Annotated in this window: 12 protein-coding genes; 8 read left to right on the top strand and 4 right to left on the bottom strand. The window is 64.2% G+C overall.

The window, feature by feature from the left end; all coding sequences use genetic code 11:
* The first annotated feature begins 349 nt into the window (after positions 1–349).
* The 5 genes from ABEA02_RS04860 (at position 350) to ABEA02_RS04880 (ending at position 9,821) form a co-directional block, all read left to right on the top strand.
* Entirely contained in the window at positions 350–1,609 is a 1,260-nt protein-coding gene (locus ABEA02_RS04860; RefSeq protein ID WP_345531731.1) for an isochorismate synthase, read from the top strand.
* Positions 1,606–3,276 carry a (2,3-dihydroxybenzoyl)adenylate synthase gene (locus ABEA02_RS04865; protein WP_345531732.1) on the top strand — a complete coding sequence of 557 codons (1,671 nt, stop codon included), beginning with the start codon at positions 1,606–1,608 and terminating at the stop codon, positions 3,274–3,276. The genes ABEA02_RS04860 and ABEA02_RS04865 overlap by 4 nt, the downstream gene beginning before the upstream one ends.
* A 142-nt stretch (positions 3,277–3,418) precedes the next feature.
* Positions 3,419–4,324, top strand: a complete 906-nt coding sequence (locus ABEA02_RS04870) for an isochorismatase (protein ID WP_345531733.1) — start codon at positions 3,419–3,421, stop codon at positions 4,322–4,324.
* Position 4,325: 1 nt separating this feature from the next.
* A complete protein-coding gene (locus tag ABEA02_RS04875) occupies positions 4,326–8,534 on the top strand; it encodes an amino acid adenylation domain-containing protein (RefSeq protein WP_345531734.1) in 4,209 nt (1,402 codons plus the stop codon).
* 498 nt (positions 8,535–9,032) lie between these two features.
* Positions 9,033–9,821 (top strand): 2,3-dihydro-2,3-dihydroxybenzoate dehydrogenase, encoded by a 789-nt coding sequence (locus tag ABEA02_RS04880; protein WP_345531735.1) that lies wholly within the window; start codon positions 9,033–9,035, stop codon positions 9,819–9,821.
* Between the two features lie 20 nt (positions 9,822–9,841).
* Here the strand turns inward: ABEA02_RS04880 and ABEA02_RS04885 are convergent, their stop codons facing one another.
* From ABEA02_RS04885 to ABEA02_RS04895, 3 genes are all read right to left on the bottom strand, one after another.
* Positions 9,842–11,440 (bottom strand): hypothetical protein, encoded by a 1,599-nt coding sequence (locus tag ABEA02_RS04885; protein ID WP_345531736.1) that lies wholly within the window; start codon positions 11,438–11,440, stop codon positions 9,842–9,844.
* Positions 11,441–11,610: 170 nt separating this feature from the next.
* Positions 11,611–12,018 carry an MAPEG family protein gene (locus ABEA02_RS04890; protein WP_345531737.1) on the bottom strand — a complete coding sequence of 136 codons (408 nt, stop codon included), beginning with the start codon at positions 12,016–12,018 and terminating at the stop codon, positions 11,611–11,613.
* Between the two features lie 48 nt (positions 12,019–12,066).
* Positions 12,067–12,744 carry a 4'-phosphopantetheinyl transferase family protein gene (locus ABEA02_RS04895; RefSeq protein ID WP_345531738.1) on the bottom strand — a complete coding sequence of 226 codons (678 nt, stop codon included), beginning with the start codon at positions 12,742–12,744 and terminating at the stop codon, positions 12,067–12,069.
* 362 nt (positions 12,745–13,106) lie between these two features.
* Between ABEA02_RS04895 and ABEA02_RS04900 the strand changes: the two genes are divergently transcribed.
* From ABEA02_RS04900 to rpsD, 3 genes are all read left to right on the top strand, one after another.
* Entirely contained in the window at positions 13,107–13,385 is a 279-nt protein-coding gene (locus ABEA02_RS04900) for a hypothetical protein (RefSeq protein ID WP_345531739.1), read from the top strand.
* Positions 13,376–13,612, top strand: coding sequence for a hemin uptake protein HemP (hemP, locus tag ABEA02_RS04905; protein WP_345531740.1), 237 nt, complete (start codon positions 13,376–13,378; stop codon positions 13,610–13,612). The genes ABEA02_RS04900 and hemP overlap by 10 nt, the downstream gene beginning before the upstream one ends.
* A gap of 241 nt (positions 13,613–13,853) precedes the next feature.
* Positions 13,854–14,465 carry a 30S ribosomal protein S4 gene (rpsD, locus tag ABEA02_RS04910; protein ID WP_345531741.1) on the top strand — a complete coding sequence of 204 codons (612 nt, stop codon included), beginning with the start codon at positions 13,854–13,856 and terminating at the stop codon, positions 14,463–14,465.
* 279 nt (positions 14,466–14,744) lie between these two features.
* On the opposite strand, the gene ABEA02_RS04915 is transcribed toward rpsD, so the two are convergent.
* Positions 14,745–15,497, bottom strand: coding sequence for a helix-turn-helix domain-containing protein (locus ABEA02_RS04915; protein WP_345531742.1), 753 nt, complete (start codon positions 15,495–15,497; stop codon positions 14,745–14,747).
* Positions 15,498–15,704 lie beyond the last annotated feature (207 nt).

Consider the following 15,704-nt stretch of genomic DNA (forward strand, 5'->3'; position numbering starts at 1 on the left):
TGCTCGGGCTTGGGGAGGGGGCACAGCAGCCTCAGCAATGGCCGGGCTGGAGGTGTCAGGTGTCGTCTGCATGGCGTTCTTACCAGGGGGTGAGGGTGGCCGCGTCAGAAGACCGTGCCGGATCGGCAGGTTGGGCGGAGAGCCATTTCTGGTGCGGGTTTCGCGAGCCTGGGGTGTTGCCTGGGTGCGGGCGCGATGGTGCCGCAAAGAGATTCTGTTTTCAAGTTATTGCGAATCATTCGCAACAAGTGCTAGCATTCGTTCTGTTTTGAAACGGCAGCCAGGCTATCCCCAGCTCCCCGTGCGTTCTGACAGTCGGCATTTTGTCGACGCTCCTCAGGAGGTTCTCATGAGCTATTCACAAGGGGAGGCGCTGGGCTCTGGCTTTGCGGTGCAGCAAGCCCCCCAGTCCGTTTTTCCCGCTCCCACCGGCCCGCAGGCCCTGTTCAACCACTACGGCAGCGACGCCTGTCTGTTCGCCTCACCCGGACAGACTTTGCTCGCCCACGGTGTGGCGGCTTGCCTGCCAGAGGGGGACGCCGACAACCTGGCCGGGCGCGCGGCACTCTTCCTGCGCCAGGCCAGCCAGGCCGGCCACGCAGGCTTGCTGATCGGTGCGATTCCCTTCCTGCCCGACGCGGCGCCGCATCTGTTCGTGCCCGAGCATTTCGAGCTGGCGGGCAGCGTGCGTAGCCTGATGAGCCCGGGGGGAGGCGGCAGCAAAGTAGCACTGCAGCGCGTGCCGGCGCTGAGCCTGCCGTGCCCGCAGGCCTATGAGCAGAATGTGCGCGATGCCTTGAGCCGCATCGCTTCGGGCGAGCTGCAGAAAGTCGTGCTGTCGCGTTCGCTGCGCATCGACGCAGAGCTGGCTTTGCCCGCCTTGTTGCGCGGGCTGGCGAGCCGCAATCCGCGCGGCTACACCTACGCGATTCCACTGCCCGATGCGGGCGACGAGCGTCGCAGCCTCGTCGGCGCCAGCCCCGAGCTGTTGCTCGCGCGGCGTGGCAGCCAGGTGCTGTCGAATCCGCTCGCCGGCTCGATCCCGCGTAGCAGCGATCCCGATGAAGACGCGCGCCGTGCCGAAGGCCTGCTGCGTTCGGCCAAGGATCTGCACGAGCACGCGCTGGTGGTTGACGCCGTGGCCGAGGCCCTGCGCCCGTTCTGCCGCGACCTCGTCGTGCCGCGCATCCCGTCCCTGGTCTCCACGCCCACCATGTGGCATCTCTCCAGCGAGGTGAAAGGCGAGCTCATCGACCTGTCGACCACTTCGCTGCAACTCGCACTGGCCCTGCATCCCACGCCGGCCGTGTGCGGATACCCGACAGCCGATGCGCGCGAATTCATCCAGCGCGCCGAAGGCTTCGACCGTGGCTTCTTCACCGGCCTCGTTGGCTGGTGCAATGCGCTGGGCGATGGCGAGTGGGCCGTCACGATCCGCTGCGCCGAAGTCGGTGAAACCTCGGCGACGCTTTACGCAGGTGCCGGCATCGTTGCGGGCTCCGACCCGGCGCTCGAACTGGCCGAAACGGCTGCCAAGCTGCGCACCATGCTCGGCGCAATGGGGCTGGACAGCAGCGACCTCGATGCGCGACCGGAGCGTCTGTCATGAGTGCGGCGAACAATTCTTCGCGCAACGAGGGCGCAGACCTCACCCTTTGGCCCGCCGAATTCGCCGAGCGTTATCGCGCCGCCGGTTACTGGCGTGGCGAGCCGCTCGACAAGCTGCTTCGCGACAGCGCACAGAAGCATGCCGAGCGCACCGCCCTCGTGTGCGGCACGCGCCGCTGGACATACGCCATGCTCGACGAAGAAGTCGACCGCCTTGCCTCCGGCTTGCGTCAGCGCGGCATCGCGGCGGGTGATCGCGTCGTCCTGCAACTGCCCAACATCGGCGAATACGTGCTGACGGTGTTCGCACTGTTCCGCCTCGGCGCGCAACCGGTGTTTGCACTACCCGCACATCGTCGCAGCGAGATTGCCTACTTCTGCAGCTTCACCGAAGCGAAGGCCTACGTCATCGCCGCGAGCAGTGGCGGTTTCGACTACCGTACGCTGGCGCGCGAAGTGCTGGTCGACGAAGCCGTGCGCGCAGCCTGCCCGGCTATGCGCGTCATCGTTGTCGGCGATGCCGCCGAGTTCATCTCCTTCGACAACGTCTTCGACGACACCGACACGATAGAAGCCTTCCCGCAGCCCGACGCATCCGCGCTTGCCTTCCTGCAGCTCTCCGGCGGCAGCACCGGTCGCCCCAAGCTCATCCCGCGTACGCACGACGACTACTTCTACAGCGTGCGCGCCAGTGCCGATATCTGCGGCCTCAGCGCAGAGAGCGTGTACCTCTGCGCCCTGCCTGCCGCGCACAACTTCCCGATGAGTTCGCCCGGCATCCTCGGTGTGATGTACGCCGGTGGTTGCGTGGTGCTGGCGCCCGATGCCAGCCCTGACACGGCCTTCCCGCTGATCGCACGCGAGCGCGTGACCATCACTGCACTGGTGCCGCCGCTGGCCATCGTGTGGATGGAAGCCGCTGCAATGCGTCGTCACGAGCTGGAGTCACTGCAACTGCTGCAGGTCGGTGGTTCGCGTCTCAGCGACGAAGCCGCGCGTCGTATCACGCCCTTGCTCGGTTGCCGTTTGCAGCAGGTGTTCGGCATGGCCGAAGGCCTGGTGAACTACACGCGCCTCGACGATGAAGAAGCGCTGGTCGTCGGCACACAGGGCCGCGCGATTTCGCCCGACGACGAAGTGCGCATCGTCGACGATGATGACCGCGACGTACCCGCTGGCGAAGCTGGCCACCTCATCACGCGTGGGCCGTACACCATCCGTGGCTACTTCCGCGCCGATGTGCACAACGCACGCGCTTTCACGCACGACGGTTTCTACCGCACCGGTGACATCGTGCGGAAGCTGCCCGGCGGCTACCTCGTCGTCGAAGGGCGCGACAAGGACCAGATCAATCGCGGTGGCGACAAGGTGGCGGCCGAGGAGGTGGAGAACCACCTGCTAGCGCACCCGGCGGTGCTCGATGCTGCAGTTGTCGCCATGCCCGATGCCTACCTCGGCGAGCGCAGCTGCGCCTTCATCGTGCCGCGTGGCGAGGCCCCGCGCGCCATGGAGATTGCACGCTTCATGCGCGAACGCGGCCTGGCGCAATACAAGCTGCCCGACCGCATCGAGTTCATCGCGCAATTCCCCAAGACCGGCGTCGGCAAGATCGACAAGCGCGCGCTGCGCGAGCGGGTGAGCGCCAAGCTCGTTGCCGCGAATGTCTAGCGGAACCACCACAAACATCGTCATTCCCGCGAAGGCGGGAATCCAGCGTCGTTAATGTCCCTCGCAAAGTCACTGGATGCCCGCGAGTTTTCCAGCGCTCGCGGGAATGACGGCAAAACTGAAATCCTGAATCGGAGTAATCATGGCCATTCCCCGTATCGCCACTTACCCCATGCCCGCTGCCGCGAGCTTCCCCGCCAACCGTGTTGACTGGCAGGTCGCCCCCGAGCGCGCAGCCCTGCTGATCCACGACATGCAGCAGTACTTCATCGACTTCTACGACGCGAGCGCTGCGCCGATCCCGCAACTCGTCGCCAACGCACTGCGCCTGCGCGATGCCTGCGACGCAGCCGGCATTCCCGTCTTCTACACAGCACAGCCGCCCGTGCAGCCGGCTGAAGACCGCGCGCTGCTCAACGAATTCTGGGGCCCGGGCCTGCCTGCCAAGCCTGAGGGCGCGCCCATCATCGCCGCACTCGCGCCGCGCGCAGCGCACACCGTGCTCGACAAGTGGCGCTACAGCGCCTTCGTGCGCAGCGACCTGCTCGAACGCCTGCAGGCGCAGGGCCGTAACCAGCTCATCGTGTGCGGTGTGTATGCGCATATCGGCTGCCAGGTCACCTGCGTCGACGCCTTCATGCGCGACATCCAGCCCGTGATGGTCGGCGATGCGCTGGCCGACTTCTCGGCCGACTGGCACGTGAAGGCGCTCGAATACGTGGCGCAGCGTGCCGGCGTCGTGCGCAGCACGGCACAGGTGCTCACCGACCTCGGTGTGGCGCTGCCCGATGAGCTGCCCGCCGACATGCACGCCCTGCATGCCGAGGTCGCAAAGATGCTGGAGATGCCCAAGTCCGACCTCGGTCTCGACGACAACCTGCTCTACGCCGGCCTCGACTCCATCCGCCTCATGAGCCTGCTGGAGCGCTGGAAGCGCGCCGGTGCCAACCTCAGCTTCGTGCAGCTGGCCGAGCACCCGACGGTGGCGCTGTGGTGGGCGCTGATGGTGGGAAGCAGCGTCGAAAGTCGCGTCGCCGAAACCGTCTGACATGAATGACCGAGCAGTCAGGGAAGTAGAGCAGGGTGCGCAACCGCAGCGCCTGCCCCTCAGCGCCGCACAACTCGGCATCTGGCTCGGCCAGCAACTCGACCCGCAAAGCCCGGCGTACTGGACGGCCGAAGCCATCGAGCTGCTGGGTCCGCTGGACCCGGCGGCTTTCGAGTCCGTGCTGCGCCAGGCCATAGACGAATGCGAAGCGCTGCACATGCGCTATGGCATTGATGAGGCTGAGGGCATGCAGGTGTGGCAGGCGCATGCGCCGCGTGCCTGGAGCATGCGCTGCATTGATCTAACGGATTCTTCGCCGTCATTCCCGCCAGCTTTACGCACGGCGGAGCCGCTTGAAGCTCCCCTCCCCCGTGTCGGGGGAGGGGGTGGGGGAGAGGGCTGGCGGGAATCCAGCGTCGTTGAAAGTGACGTTCATGGAGATGCGGAAAGTCACTGGATTCCCGCCTCCGCGGGAATGACGGATTTGGGTGAGCGTGACGACTCTGCCCTGCAAGCCGCCCACCGCTGGATGCACAACGACTTGCAGGCTCCTGTGGACCTGGAACAAGGCCCGCTGTTCGCCACGACCCTACTGCGCCTGCCCGACACAGCACAGGGCGCACGCCACGTGTGGCTGCTGCGCGTGCACCACGTGGCGCTCGACGGCTTCGGTTACGCCTTGCTGCAGCGTCGCGTGGCCGCGCTGTATGCCGAAGCCACCGGCACCGCGTCGCCCGAACCAGCACGCCCCGGCGTCAGCCTCGCTGCCGTGGTGGATGAAGCATTGCACTACCAGCAACATGCCAGCGAGCGCGACCGCGACTTCTGGGTCGCACGACTCGCCGCAACACCCGTCCCCGTCACGCTGGCTCCACCAGCGGCCGTCGCGCACAGCGTGCAGCGCGCGCGTGGCGCTCTGGATGCTGCGGCCTTCACGCGCTGGCAAGTTGCCGCGCAAATCTGTGCTGCAGACTGGGCCGCCTGGCTGATTGCTGCCACCGCTGCCTGGCTTGCACAGCAGACGCGCACGACCGAGGTCACGCTGGGCCTGCCCGTCATGAACCGGCTCGGTTCCGTGGGGCTCAGCGTGCCCTGCATGGCCATGAACATCGTGCCGCTGCACGTGCGCATCGACGCCACGCAAGGCATGGCCGCACTGCTGAAGACTGTGGTCGCCGAGATGCGCGACATGCGTCCGCACCAGCGTTACCGCTACGAATGGCTGCGCCACGAACTGGCCCGCCATGAGCTTTCACGTACTAGCGGCCCGCGCCGCCTGTTTGGCCCCGTCATCAACCTCATGCCCTTCGAGCGCCCGCCGGCTTTCGGCGCCGTGCAGGCGCTGTCGCACCCGGTCTCCGCTGGCCCGGTGGAAGACCTCTCCATCACCATCGCGCCCGGGCCCGATGGCGTGCGCCTCGACTTCGAAGCCAATCCCGATGCCTACGCCGCCGATGTGCTGACTGCGCATCGCGAAGCTTTTGTCGCAGCGCTCGACACCCTGCAGCGTGCAGCGGTGGATACCCCACTCGCCGAACTCCTGCCCGGCCTGCCGTCTCCTGCGCAAGTACTCATCACGAGTGAAGCCTTGCCCACGCCACCGCAAGGCGTGCTCGCTGCCTTCATCGAACAGGTGCAGACGCGCCCCGCGAGCATCGCGGTGGAACAGGACGGCGTGGTGCTGACCTACGCCGAACTGCTCCAAGCCGTACAGACCCTTGCCGCTGAGCTGCGCGAATACGGCGTGGGCGATGAGAGCCGCGTCGCGATCCTGCTTCCGCGCTCGCCACAAACCATCGTCGCGCTGCTCGCCGTGTTGTGGGCCGGTGGCGCCTATGTGCCGCTCGACCCCGATAGCCCCGATGCGCGCGTCGCCATGGTGCTCGAAGACGCCCAGCCCGCGCTGGTGCTGAGTGTGCGTGCGCTGGCGACGCGTATTCCGGACGCGTTGCCGACGCTGTATCTCGATGGGCCGACGACGGCATCGGCACCGCGCATGGAAGCACCGCTTGCCGTCGCCGACACCGCACTCGCCTACATCATCTACACCTCGGGTTCGACCGGCAAACCCAACGGCGTGATGATCGGCCGCGATGCGCTCGCCCACTTCCTCGCCGGCGCACGGCTGCGCTACGCGATGAGGCACGACGACCGCGTGCTGCAATTCGCGCCCCTGCATTTCGATGCCAGCGTCGAAGAGATCTTTCTCTCGCTCACCTGCGGCGCACGCCTGGTGTTGCGCAACGAGGCGATGCTGGAATCCATGCCGCGCTTCCTCGCCGCCTGCGCCGCGCTGCAGATCAGCGTGCTCGACCTGCCGACAGCCTTCTGGCACGAGCTGGTGTACGGGTTGGGTGCTACTGCAAAGCTGCCCGACGCAATCCGCCTCGTCATCATCGGTGGCGAAGCCGCATTGGCTGAGCGTGTCACGCGTTGGCGTGCCGCCGTGGCGCCGCACGTGGTGCTGCTCAACACCTACGGGCCGACCGAGACAACGGTGATCTGTACGACCGCTGCGCTGTCGGGGCCGGAGGCCATCGCGCTTGATGGCGAGGCCGTGCCCATCGGCCTGCCACTGCCCGGCCTCTCCGCAGTAGTGGTCGACGCCGCACTGCGCCCCGTGCCGCGCGGCGAAGCAGGGGAGCTGTGCATGATCGGCGGGGCGCTGGCGCGTGGTTACTTCGGTCGAGAAGAGGCCACGGCGAAGCGTTTTGTCGAGCTTTCACACGCAGGTACTGCTGCATCAAGGGCGTATCGCACCGGCGACCGTGTGAGCCAGCGCGCCGATGGGCAGCTCGTGTACCTCGGCCGCCTCGATGACGAATTCAAGATCAGCGGCTATCGCGTTGACCCCAGCGAAGTCGAGACAGCGCTGCTCACTTACCCCGGTTTACGTGAAGCCGCAGTCGTTGGCCAGCAGCTCGCCAGTGGCAGCAAACGCCTCGCCGCCTTCATCGCCTGCGAGGGTGACTTGCCTGCCGCCAGCGCGCTGCAGGCGCACCTCGCCAACAGCTTGCCCGCAGCAGCGATTCCGTCGGCGTACATCCGCATCGAGCGCCTGCCGCGCAACGCCAACAACAAGATCGACCGTGGCGCCCTGCGGCGCATGGGGCTGGATGCAGCCGATGCAGCGCCCGCCGCGCTAAGCGAATCCGGAGGGACGCCACTGAGCCCGCTGGAGCAACGCATCGCCACCGTGTGGCGCGAGGTGCTGGGCGCGCAGGACATTGCACGCGACACCGACTTCTTCGCGCTGGGTGGCAAGTCGCTGCAAGCCATTCAGGTCGCCAACCGCCTCGGCGTCGCCCTGCAACGCGAGGTCGCCGTCTCCAGCCTGTTCCGTCATCCCACCGTCGCGCAACTTGCCGTGGCATTGGATGTGAGTGCAGAGCTCGATGGACATGCTCCACCCGAGCAGGCCAGCGACCCGTTCGCGCCGCTGCTGCGCATCCAGTCTGGTGACGCTACACAGCCCGCGCTGTTCTGCGTGCACCCCGCCGAGGGCCTGTCGTGGTGCTACATGGGCCTCGCCGCACAACTGCGCCGCACGCCCATCTACGGCCTGCAATCGCGCGGCATCAGCGGCGAGTCTGCTGCGCACATCGACGAAGTCATCGCCGACTACGTTGCCCTGGCTCGCAGCGTGCAGCCGCACGGCCCGTACCGCTTCATGGGCTGGTCATCCGGCGGCGGCATCGCCCACGCCATGGCCGCACGCATGCAGGCCGACGGCGAACAGGTCGAACTGCTGGCGATGATGGACGCCTACCCCAGCGACATCTGGCAAGGCAAACCGCCGCCCACCGAACGCGACGCCCTCATCGTCCTGCTCGACGTCATCGGCTATGCCGGCAAGGGCCACCTCGGCGACGACGGTCAGGAGTTGTCGCTGGCCGCCATGCGCACCCGCCTGCAACGCCCCGGCACTGTCTTCGCCGACCGCGACGCCGCGAGCCTCGCCAGGCTCACCGGTCAGGCCATAGCCTCCATGAAGCTCTACCGTGGCCTGCGCCACCCGGTGTTCAACGGCAACGTGCTGTTCTTCCACGCCGCGCAGCGATCCGCCGACGCCCCCGACTGGCTCGGCTGGCAGCCCTACGTGAATGGCGAGCTGCAACGCATCGACATAGCCAGCACGCACAACAGCATGAGCCAGCGTGCGCCGCTGGCGCATATCGGACGCGTGCTCGCGGAGAGATTGGAGAACTAAGACACAAGCCCCACACCGTCATTCCCGCCAGCTTTACCCACGGCGGAGCCGTTTGAAGCTCCCCTCGCTCGCTTGCGGGAGAGGGGTTGGGGGAGAGGGCTGGCGGGAATCCAGCGACTTTGCTGTGCTGGTGAAAAACAACGTCACGGGATTCCCGCCTTCGCGGGAATGACGAAGGTAGGGCGGGTTCGGCGAGCTCACGCGCAATCAAAGACATCACGCAGCAGTTCCCTCCCCATGAGGGGGGCGAAGCAGGGAATTCGTAGCGCATTGCGCTGCGCCTGCGTAGCCGGACAGCAATGCAGTGCTGTCCGTGGGCCGCGCAGCGGGTGCCCCGTCAGGGGCGGGTGAGGGGGAAGGGTTCGCTCCCCACAACAGCTTGCACGTGAGTACGAACGTCCTCACCTCTCCCGGCGCACTGCGCCACCCTCTCCTCAATGAGAGGGAACAGCAACGAGCACGCCCCAAGCACAACGCGCATCAAGCAAAGGAACCCGAATGACCACCCACCTCGAATTCCACAACAAAACCGCCCTCATCACCGGCGCCGCCCAGGGCATCGGCGCTGCCGTCGCACGCGCACTCGCCCAGCAAGGTGCCCGCGTCGCACTCATCGACCACCAGGCCGACAAACTCGAAACTTTCGCCCACGCATTACGCGCAGAGGGCAAGCAAGCCATCGCCATCCCCATGGACCTGCGCGACGGCGCAGCCATCACCGCCGCCGTCACCCGTACCGAACAGGAACTCGGCCCCATCGATCTGCTCATCAACGTCGCAGGCATATTGAGAAGCGGCAACACGCTGGAACTCAGCGACGACGATTGGGAAGACAGCTTCACTATTAACACCACCGCCATCTTCCGCATGTGCCGCGCCGTCGCGCGCGGCATGGTGGAACGCAAGCAGGGCGCCATCGTCACCGTCGGCTCCAACGCCGCCCGCGTACCCCGTCTCGGCATGGCCGCCTACGCAGCCTCCAAGGCCGCCACCGCCCACTTCATGCGCTGCCTCGCCCTCGAGCTCGCCCCGCTGGGCATCCGCTGCAACACCGTCTCCCCCGGCTCCACCGACACCGCCATGCAACGCGCCTTCGCCAGCACGCCGGAACAGATAGCGGGCGTACTCAAGGGCTCACTCGAACGCTACCGGCTGGGCATTCCGCTGGGGCGTATCGCAACACCCGAAGACATTGCCGAGGCGGTGTGCTTCCTCGCTTCGGAGCGTGCGCGGCATATCACCATGCATGACTTGTGTGTGGATGGGGGGGCGACGTTGGGGGGGTGAGCCTTCACGGTCGGAAGTAGTCACTTTTTACGATTGGCGCGCTGAGATTTCTGCCTAGATTTTTTTCGGCGCTTCATTGCTTTTGCTTTTGCATCTGGCGCGGAATTTGAGCGGGTTGCTTTTTCGTTGTTTATGTTAACTCTTTGCATCGCTACGGCTTGATTTTCTGCGGGGAACTCGTCTTGCTTAAGTCGCCAATACTCCATTGACGCTCCCCAAAGATTTAACTCTTTCCGCTTGCGCTCTAACTCTCTGAGCTCATCCTCGGTCCAGTCTTCTTTCACGAGTACGAACATGTCCTCAGACCCACCAGCGCCGTTCTCTTCGTTAGGATTGTCAAAAGCGATGCCGACAAAGGTGGTGCCTAACTCGGCCATCAACCGCGCCGTCATCACATATGCGTGCAGGATGCTAATTCGGTACTGTCGATACTCGGCGTACGACTCAGATTTTCGTTTCGATACCACAACAAATACGAAGACTGTTTCACCGGCAATGCCGCTATAGACCAACCTTCCGAGGCGTCCTCCTGGCTCTACACGTTGTAGTGCCCCTATAAATGATTGAGCAAGCTGACGTCTTTTAAAGCGCGGCTCAGCGGCCAATAGTCGAAGACCAAGTTCCGTTTCTGCTGTTGTTTGCTCAACGTACTGCTCGTGCAAACCCGGGTCTCCGTATTGGAGAAAGCGATCGACTAACGCATCCCACTCGTAGCTGATTTGATCGGCGATTTTCTTGCGCCTGTATCCAGGGTCGGTGCTGAGACCCCTGTAGTGAGATCCGTCAAATATGATTTGATCTGGCTGGTCTTCTCCGGGAGGTAGGTTGAAGAACACATGTCTTGTTCCTGTCTCATCCATAGTGCGTAGGTACGCCGCCATCAACTCTTCCTCGCCGAAAGCTGAGACGTCCGTGCCAGCTCTTCCCAGAAGGTCCTCTCGAGCTTTGAGGTAGCTAATGAAGTCGATGGCAGTATCGAATTCCTGCATTAGGAGTTCGATTGTTACTTCATCAAAGACATGTACAAAATGCCTCCCGGGTTCAGGAATCCCGATGACGAATGGGGCGTTATGATGTGCGTTGCCCTTTAGAGAACTCGAAACGCCAAAGGAGCCCAGTCCTTCATTTCCCTGAGCAGATAGCGCCGCTTCTCGACAACCGCGTGTGACAGCTACAAGATGAAATTGAACCGCATTTCCTGTGGGAATGGATACTGGCAACGCACGAAGGCACTTGGGATCAAGAAATGCTCGATGCGGGAAGCGCTGTATCCAAGACTTTGCCCCGTGTAATTGATGGCAGGAGTGGAGTACTGCCCGCTTGTACCAACGGGGCCAAGACACTTCCAATGGTTTGTCCTTTTGGAATTCAATGTGCTTGTCTGAAAAGATGATCACGTCTTGCCCGAATATGGCAATGGCGTCGCATAGCTCCTTTGTTCCACCTTTTCCGTTCTTAAAGCCTTCGTCGGTATAGATGTTGGTTTGTGACCAAAGGCGTAGAAATGACCGCTGGCACAACTTGGTCAGGATGCGCTCGGACTCATTGACGCCTACGGAGTCGCCTAGATCAAACAGTTGTCGGGGCGTTCCGTTAGATTGCGAGATATCGTCGGACACTTACTTTCTTATCCCAAGTTCAAATTAGAGGTGGCTTAGCAGCGTGGTCTACGTGTGTGAAATTTCCATCATTCGATAAGACCCCGCAAAACTCTCAGCCGTCCGGTGCTCGCCATGGAGTTCATCCCAGCGCCCAGATGCTAGATCGGCCCTCAGCGGAGAGGTCGAGCTCATGCGCCATGCCACGGACTGGCAAGCAGCCACAGCCACATAGCCAGAACTGCAACAAAGTTGATTGTGAAAACTGCGCCACGTAGCCGAACATTCGTTGTGCAAATCTGGACGCAGGTGTGCCAGAGTCGCCCGGCAATGAATAGCCATGCCAGCCAGAGCTGTATGGGGTCGGAAGCCGCTTGCTGTAGCAACAGCACGCAAACCACGTAGAAGAAGAGCGGCCACTCGAACTGGTTCGAGAGATTGGCGCTGATGCGAGGTTCGATTTTGGCCCAGGGATTGGAGCCATCCGGGCGGCGACCCAGACCCCAGACGGCAGGTGCGCGCACAAGGGTAAGCAGCGCATAGAGAAATGCCGTGAGCGCAAGGTGCGCAGCCATCGGGTAGATCAGCGGATTCGACATTGCATTCAAGAAGGGCCCCAAGGTTCGCTGGTGAAGGAATGCAGCAATCTAGCATTCCGTGAGGCCAACGGCATATCGCGACATGCCGTCCTCCGACACTGCTAACGCCGCCGAATAGCCTTCGGGTGCAGGCAGCGACCATGCCTGCGTGTGCGGCAACTGCGGCAGCCAGGCACTGGCAACAAGCTGCAGGCCATCCTTTGCAGGAATCGCCGAGAAGGATGTGAGCGCATCGTCGATGCCGCTGCCCCAGCTTTTCACGACGGCCTCCTTGACTGTCCAGGTTCGGTAGAAGCTTTCTGCGTCGTTGCATAGGGTTTGCTCGTGTGCCGAGAAGGCTTGCCGTGCGATGTCTGCCCAGGGGCGATGGGGATCGATGGCTTCGATGTCTACGCCGACCTTGCTTGTCGCGGATAGCGCGAGCAGGGCGTAGCGCCCGGCGTGGGCGACGTTGAAGTGCAGGGCGTCGTTGGCGAGCCGGGGTTTGCCGTGCGGGCCCGTGATGATGTCGATGTGCTCTGCGGCTCGCCCCAGCTGCGTGGCGAGCCATTGGCGCAGGGTGGCGCGGGTCAGGGCGAAGCGCTGGGCGTCTGCGGGGTGGCGGTAGCGGCTGGCGCGGGCGCGTTCGGCTTCGCTGAGCAGGCTGAGGGCGCGTGGCAGCGCGGCTTCGGCGCCGGCGAGGTCGAGCAGGCGGACCTGGATGCCGGCGGGGACGCTGGCGGGCAAGGGGAGCGGCTGCGTGGCGGCGAGGAGCGAAGAGGGCGGCAAGGTGAGAGCCTGCGGGGGATGTGGGGCAGCCAGGAGCGGCCCTTTGGGTGCCAACACCGTAGCGTGTGCAAATTCTTTTTGCAAATGCGAATGATTCGCATATAATTTCTTCAGACCTGCCAAGGCTGATTGGAACGGTGGGTCTCAGGTGGCCGGACTCTCCGCCCGGCGGCCAGGGCATCAGGCCCGAAACGGGAAGTCGGATTTGCAAGCCAGCGGTCATGCATCGCGAGCCAGCATCTTTTTCAGATGTCTTGAGGACAGGGCCGGGACAGGGCTCTGCATGAGCCGTATCTGGCTCGACCCCACTGGAGCGCGTCATGCATATTGATCCGGAAATCGCCCAGACACGGCCTGCCGTGCTGATGGCATCCATCATTCACTTGCTCAGTTGCAGCGCGCTGCACGGGCTGAGCATCGCCAAGTGTCGTTCGCTGTCGCAGTTGCTGGGAGCGCTGGCCGAGGGGGCAGATGTTGACCCCCTGCTGCGCAAGGCCTGTCACGAGCTGACCGAGGCCTGGTATGCGCAGGCCGTGGTCATGTCGCATGACGCGGTGTTCGAGGAAGCCCAGGCGCAGGCGGTGAGCGCATGGCACTGACAGCTTTTCAGGGAGATTTCATCTTGCGTGCGCCGACCCCCCGTGTTGCCCCCGAAGCGGCTGAAGAAGCCAGCGCCGCCAGTCACGAGGACAGACCCGGCCTGCGCTGGCCGGTGGTGGCCAGCGAGAATTTGCTGCGTGGCGAGACCTGCGTGCACATCGAGCATGCGGGGGCGCTGTATGTGCTGCGTGCGACGCGCAACGGCAAGCTGATTCTGACCAAGTAAGGGCGCCGTCATTCCCGCGCAGGCGGGAATCCAGTGACTTCGACTCCGTGCAAACGACGCTGGATTCCCGCTCTCCCTCTCCCCCAGCCCCTCCCCCCGCACGGGGGAGGGGAGCTTCAAGCGGCTCCGCCGTGCGTAAAGCTGGCGGGAATGACGCAGGGGCGTTCTTCGCCCGACTGTTGTTGATCGCGCTGTTTCATACCCGGAGCGCATGGCGCTCCATAATTTCTCAAGGACTGACATGTCACGTTACACAGGCCCGCGCGTCAAAGTGATGCGCGCACTGGGCATCGAGTTGCCCGGTCTCTCCCGCAAGAGCATTGCTGATCGTCCGCACCCGCCGGGCCAGCATGGTGGGCGCCAGAAACGTATCTCCGGCTTCGGCCTGCAGCTGCAGGAGAAGCAGAAACTGCGCATGAACTACGGCCTGTCGGAGCGGCAGATGCGCCGCTTGATGACGGACGCGAAGCGCAGTCGCGGCGCGGCGGGCGAGAAGCTGGCCGAGTTGCTGGAGCGTCGTCTGGATAACGTGGTGTTCCGCGCCGGTTTTGCGCCGACGATTCCGGCGGCGCGCCAGCTGGTGAACCACGGCCACTTCAAGGTGGGCGACCGCGCGGTGAACATTCCGTCGTACCGGGTGCGGGTGGGGGATGTGGTGTCACTCAAGCGTGCCGACAAGCCGCTGGAGATCATCCGCCTGAACGTGGCCGAGCCGTCGCTGACGCGGCCGGAGTGGCTGAGCTGGGACGAGGCGAACCTGCGCGTGACAGTGACGCATCTGCCGGCAGCGAGCGATGTGCCGTTTCCGATAGATCTGCAGTTGGTGGTTGAGTACTACGCGCAGCGCTTGTAATCAGTTCGCAGTCATTCCCGCTTTCGCGCGTTGTTAGCCGAGGAATGCGCAAACCTTTCAGAGAGCTCGTCGAGCACGAAGCCGGGTGGTCTGCAGGTGCGGTTTAAACCGCACAATCCCGCGTCGAACACCGCCTGGCGGCTCTGCGCACGCGTGTCGGCGGGTTGAAACCCGCCCTACATGGCAATGACGAAGCAAGGTTTGTCTCGCGGTGAGTCGAGGCCCAAAAGCAAAGAGGCACGCCCTGGCGTGCCTCTTTGCTTTGATCGTCCTGCCGCGTCAGCCCTGCACCGGCAGATACAACTCCCAGCGCTTTTCGAAATCCGCCGGCAAATAACTGGCGTTGTGAAAACTGCGCAGGCGCGGGCCGTCGGTGACGGTGTAGCCGGTTTCGCGTTCGACGCGGCGCGCGAGTTCGTCGACGCCGGGCACGTCGTCGTAGCGGCCTTGCAGCGCAATGACGGCGTACTGGCCGGCAGGCAGTGCGCCGTGCACGAGGCCCATGATCGATGCGCCGAGGCGATCGGAGAGCAGCGCGGCTTGCAGCGTGATCTGGCCGGTGGCGTCGTTGCGTGCGTGTTCGATGCTCCAGCCTTTGCGGCGTTCGCGCGGGATGTCTTGCAGCAGGGCGCGGGCGCGCAGTTCGTCGAAGGGGCGCAGCGATTCGCTGATCTGCCCTTCAAAGGGGATGTACTGGATAGGCAGCGCGTCGAGGTGCGTGATGCGGATCTCGGGCGGTGTGGTGGCCGGTGCGCGCGGGCAGGTGGAGGGTGCGTAGCCGAACTGGCTGCGGAAGGCGCGCGAGAAGGCTTCAGCCGAGGTGTAGCCGCTGTCGAGTGCGAGGTCGAGCAGGCCGCCGTTGAGGCCTGCGGCGATGCGGCGGCGCGCGGTTTCGAGGCGCAGGCGGCGCACGCGTGCGAGCGGTGTTTCACCCGAGTAGTCGGCGAAGACGCGTTCGAAGTGGAAGCGCGAGAGGTGCGCGACTTCGGCGAGTTCGTCCAGCGTGAGGGCTGTGTCGAGGCGACGCTCCATGTGCTGGGCAACGGCTCGCAGATGAATCAGTCTTCGGGTGAGGCGCTGGAGTTGCACGGTTCGGGCGGAGCAAACGTGAGTGACGTGGCTGCATGGTAGTTGCCGTTGAGCCCGGTCACAAGCAGCACCCCTACCTATTTTTCACCACAGCGGGGACAAAATTCCGCTGCTGCGGCGCAGCGAAATTTTGTGTGCTGCGTTGATCAG

This window comes from Viridibacterium curvum, from assembly GCF_039544165.1.
GTDB lineage: Bacteria > Pseudomonadota > Gammaproteobacteria > Burkholderiales > Rhodocyclaceae > Viridibacterium > Viridibacterium curvum.